This window comes from Streptomyces sp. NPDC002088 (genome assembly GCF_040296605.1).
GTDB lineage: Bacteria > Actinomycetota > Actinomycetes > Streptomycetales > Streptomycetaceae > Streptomyces.
In genome coordinates this window covers 1-2,540 of sequence record NZ_JBEOXO010000098.1, presented here as the reverse complement: position 1 = coordinate 2,540, position 2,540 = coordinate 1, and the positions used below count along the sequence as shown (strand labels likewise).

General features: G+C 74.8%; 1 protein-coding gene. It reads left to right on the top strand.

All coding sequences use genetic code 11. The features are described from left to right. Positions 1-2,540: acyltransferase domain-containing protein (locus tag ABT114_RS50230; RefSeq protein ID WP_351154041.1), on the top strand; the 2,540-nt coding region annotated here is incomplete at both ends.

The following is a 2,540-nucleotide window of genomic DNA, read 5'->3' as shown; positions in this document are numbered from 1 at the left end:
AACCTCGCAAAGGCCGTGCGAGCCGGGCAGGAGACGGCCGACCCGGTCGACATCGCCCGCGCCCTGGCCACCACCCGCACCCCCTGGAACCAGCGAGCGGTCCTGCTGGCCGGAGGCGACACCGCGGAGTTCACCGAGCTGCTCGACGGCCTCGCGGCCGGAACCCCGGGCCCGCAGGCGGCACAGGGCGTCGCCGCCGACGGCAAGACGGTGTTCGTCTTCCCGGGCCAGGGCTCGCAGTGGCCCGGCATGGCGACGGAGCTGCTGCGCACCGCCCCGGTCTTCGCCGAGCGGATGGCCGAGTGCGGCCGGGCCCTGGCGGCCCACGTCGACTGGTCCCTGCTCGACGTTCTGCACGAGGCCGAGGGCGCGCCGTCGCTGGACCGCGTCGACGTAGTCCAGCCGGTGCTGTTCGCCGTGATGGTCTCCCTGGCGGAGCTGTGGCGGTCCTACGGTGTCGAACCGGCCGCGGTGGTCGGGCACTCCCAGGGCGAGATCGCGGCGGCCTGCGTGGCCGGGGCGCTCTCCCTGGAGGACGCCGCCCGCGTGGTGGCCCTGCGCAGCCAGGCAATTCTGCGGCTGGCGGGCACCGGCGGGATGGTCTCCGTGGCTCTTCCGGCCGCCGAACTGTCACGGCGCCTGGAGCACCACGCCGGGGCGGTCTCGATCGCGGCCGTCAACGGACCGGCCTCCGTCGTGGTCGCCGGAGACGTGGCCGCCCTCGACACCTTGATGAGCGAACTCGACGCCGACGGCGTGCGCGCCCGCCGCATCCCGGTGGACTACGCCTCGCACTCCGCTCACGTCGAGGAGCTCCGCGACGAACTGCTCGACCTCCTCGCGCCGATCCGGCCCCGGGCCGCACGGGTGCCGTTCTTCTCGACGGTCGACTGCGCGATCAAGGACACGTCCGAACTGGACGCCGAGTACTGGTACACCAACCTCCGTCGGACCGTGCGTCTGGAGGAGGCCGTCCGGGCCCTGGCCGACGCCGGATTCCGCCACTTCGTCGAGTCCAGCCCGCACCCGGTGCTGACCGTCGGCATCGAGGAGACCCTGGCGGACCTCGGCGCCGACACGGCCGGCGCGCTGGCCCTGCCGACCCTCCGGCGCCAGGAGGGCGGGCTCGACCGCTTCCTGCTGTCCCTCGCCGAGGCCTTCGTCAACGGCCTCCCGGTGGACTGGACCCGGGCACTCCCGGAGGGCGGCCGGACCACCTTCGAGCTGCCGACCTACCCGTTCCAGCGTGAGCGCTACTGGCTGGAGCCGACCGCCGAAGTCGCCGACGTCGCGGCCGCCGGCCTGAACGCGGCCGACCACCCGCTGCTCGGCGCGGTCGTCTCGCTCGGCGACGGCAGCGGCACACTGCTCACCGGCCGGGTCGCCCTGAGCACCCACCCGTGGCTGGCCGACCACGGCGTGTCCGGCACCGTACTCCTGCCGGGCACAGCGTTCCTGGACATGCTGATCCGGGCCGGCGAGGCCACCGGAGCCGACCAGGTCGAGGACCTTACTCTGGTCGCCCCGCTCCTGCTGCCCGAGACCGGAGGCGTCGCGTTCCAGGTGGCGGTCGCCGAGGCGGACGACATGGGGCGCCGGTCCGTCACGGTGTACGGCCGCCCCGACTCCGCCGACTCCGACGAGGAGTGGAGCGTCCACGCAACCGGCGTCCTCGGGCGTGCGGACGGCGCGGCGCAGCCGACCGGCGGCCTCGCCGGTGCCTGGCCGCCGCCCGGGGCGACCCGGATCGACCTCACGGACGCCTACGCGCGGCTGCGTGAGCTCGGCTACGAGTACGGAGCCTCCTTCCAGTGCCTGCACGGGCTGTGGCGGCAGGGCGACGACCTGTTCGCCGAGGTACGGCTGAGGCCGGAGGAACACCGCGAGGCCCGGAGCTTCGCCGTCCACCCGGCACTGCTGGACGCCGCCCTGCACCCGCTGGCCATGGGCGAACTGGGCGAGCCGCGACCGGGAGCGCTGCCGTTCTCCTGGAGCGGCGTGTCCGTGCACGCCGTCGGCGCCACGCTGCTGAAGGTCCGGCTGAGCCCGGTCGGCGACGGCGCGGCGTCGATCGAGATCGCCGACGCGCTCGGTGCGCCGGTCGCCTCGGTCGAGTCCCTGGTCCTGCGCGAGATGGCCCAGGACGGCCCGCTGGGCCGGGAACGCAGGCTGCCGCTCTTCGACGTCGACTGGCAGCCCCTCGCGGCGCCCGACGCCGGGCAGGACCTGTCCGGTTGGGCGCTGCTCGGACCCGACGCCCTGGGCTTCACCTCCCGGGCCCAGGGTGCCGCCCTGGATCCGGTGGCAGGCCTCGACGCGCTCGCGGCCGCCGACCGGACCGCCCCCGATCCGCAGGCCGTGCTCTGGCAGGCGGTGCCCGCCGTGCCCGGCCGCGCCGGTGAGCCCGAACCGCCGGAGGCCGTCCAGGAACTTCTGGAGGAGGCCCTGTCGCTGGTGCAGGGGTGGTTGGCGGAGGAGCGGTGGTCGTCGAGTCGGCTGGTGGTGGTGACGTCGGGTTCGGTGGGGCCGGGTGGTGTGTC